2 protein-coding genes and 1 pseudogene are annotated in these 1,947 nt (G+C 71.4%); 2 read left to right on the top strand and 1 reads right to left on the bottom strand.

Going from position 1 to position 1,947, the window contains the following annotated elements:
- Window positions 1-504: SDR family oxidoreductase (locus tag B7X32_RS20635; protein ID WP_292724048.1), on the top strand; the 504-nt coding region annotated here is incomplete at its 5' end.
- Between the two features lies 1 nt (window position 505).
- Window positions 506-1,414 (top strand): sugar phosphate isomerase/epimerase, encoded by a 909-nt coding sequence (locus B7X32_RS20630; RefSeq protein WP_292724045.1) that lies wholly within the window; start codon window positions 506-508, stop codon window positions 1,412-1,414.
- Between the two features lie 22 nt (window positions 1,415-1,436).
- Here the strand turns inward: B7X32_RS20630 and B7X32_RS20625 are convergent.
- Window positions 1,437-1,947, bottom strand: a pseudogene (locus B7X32_RS20625) (5-methyltetrahydropteroyltriglutamate--homocysteine S-methyltransferase); the annotation flags it as partial.

Genomic DNA, 1,947 nt, shown 5'->3' with positions numbered 1-1,947 from the left:
ATCGCCGGCGGCAGGCCCCTCCTCGACCATGAGCCGGAGACGGACTACGAGCCGATCATCCGCATCGATCAGAACGGCGTCTACTACGGCATCCTCGCGGCGGGGAGGCAGTTCCGCAGGCAGGGCACCGGCGGCGTGATCGTGAGCACCTCGTCGATCTACGGCGAACAGGCCGCCGAGCTCTCGTTCAGCTACAGCGCAGCGAAGGCCGCGGTCATCTCGTTCACCCGGTCCGCCGCCTACGAGCTCGCGGAGTACGGAGTGAGGGCCGTCGCGATCACGCCGGGGCGCGTCGGCACGCCCATCATCAATCAGTTCAGCGAAGAGCTGAAGTCGACCTTCGCCGCGGAGCAGCTGCGCAACCGGCTCACCGCTCCCGAGGAGATCGCCGACGTCGTCGCGTTCCTCGCCTCCGACGAGGCGAACGCGATCAACGGCACCGTGGTCAGCGTGGACGACGGATACTCCGTCTTCAAGCAGCGCCTCGATCTGCCGGTGTTCTGAGATGGCGCCCGACCTCGACGTCGCGTGCCAGCTCAGCGTCCTCGTCCCGGACCCGCGGTCGCCACGACTGCCCGAGAGCCTCGACGCGCTCGCCGCGAGCGGCTATCGCCGCGTGGTGCTGCCGCCCTTCGACGCCGACGCCGTCGACGTGCCGCATCTGCGTGCGCTGCTCGCGGATCGCGGGCTCGTGCCGATCGCGATGGCGATCCAGCTCCCCGAGGCGGATGTCGCGGCGGAGGATCCCGGTGCGCAGGCCGCGGGCGCGGCGCTCCTGCGGCAGAGCCTCGCCCTGGCGGTCGCCCTCGGCGCGGATCAGCTGAACGGGGTGCCTTACGGGCTCTTCGGTGCGCCCCGGGGCACCACGGGCAGCGCCGCGTTCGCGCGGTCGGCCGCCGCGGTGGGGCGGATCGCGGACGAGGCCCACGAACGGGGCGTCGCGATGGTGTTCGAGGTGCTGAACCGGTACGAGACGTCGGCGATCAACACCGCGCGGCGCGCGATGGACTACGCCGAGGCCGGCGGATCCGCTCACCTCGGCATCCACCTCGACACCTTCCACATGGCGATCGAGGAGTCCGACATCGCGGAGGCCGTGCGGCTGGCGCTCCCGCGACTGCGCTATCTGGAGCTCGGGCAGTCGGGCCGTGGTGCGCTGTCGCACGGCGCGATCGACATCCCCGGCATCGTCCGAGATGCGCTCGACGCGGGCTATCGGGGCCGCTGGGGCGTCGAGGCGTTCTCGCGCTCGGTCCTCGGGCCGGAGGGCGCGGACGGCCTCTCCATCTGGCGCGACGTCTACGACGACGGCGTCGAGCTCGCGCGCGACGCGATGCGGGTGATCCGCGCAGGCTGGGCGACCAGCACGGTCGGCCGGCGGGCGAGCAGGCTGTCGAGGATCGGCTCGACCTGACGCGGGAGGGACGAGGGTCCGCTCAGCGCCAGACGTCGGCGGCGATGTCCACGACGGAGCGGACCTTCGCCCACTGCTCGTCCTCGGTGAGCACATTGCCCTCCTCGGTCGAGGCGAAGCCGCACTGCGGGCTGAGCGCGAGCTGCTCGAGCGGCGCGAACGCCGCCGCCTCGTCGATGCGGCGCGTGACGACGGCCGGGTCCTCAGGTTCGCCGCTCTTCGAGGTGACGAGACCCAGCACGACGGTCTTGTCGCCCTTCGGCAGGTACCGCAGCGGCTCGAAGCCTCCCGCACGCTCGCTGTCGTACTCCAGGAAGTACCCGTCGTACTGCACGACGTCGAGGAGCTGCTCGGCGACGGGCTCGTAGCCGCCCGAGGAGATCCAGGTGGAGCGGAAGTTGCCGCGGCACACATGCGTGGTCACGACGAGGTCGTCCGGCTTGCCCGCGAGCACGCGGTTGAGGACGTCGGCGTACCGCTCCGCGATGCCGTCGGTCACGATGCCGCGCTCACGGGCCTTCGCCAGCTCGGTC

It is taken from the genome of Microbacterium sp. 13-71-7, assembly GCF_002257455.1.
Lineage (GTDB): Bacteria > Actinomycetota > Actinomycetes > Actinomycetales > Microbacteriaceae > Microbacterium.
Note: the sequence above shows the minus strand (reverse complement) of the source record. Positions and strands in the feature narration are given on the sequence as shown.

Coding starts and splice junctions, on each gene's coding strand:
- B7X32_RS20630 (WP_292724045.1), top strand. CDS start 506: ATGGCGCCCGACCTCGACGTCGCGTGCCAGCTCAGCGTCCTCGTCCCG.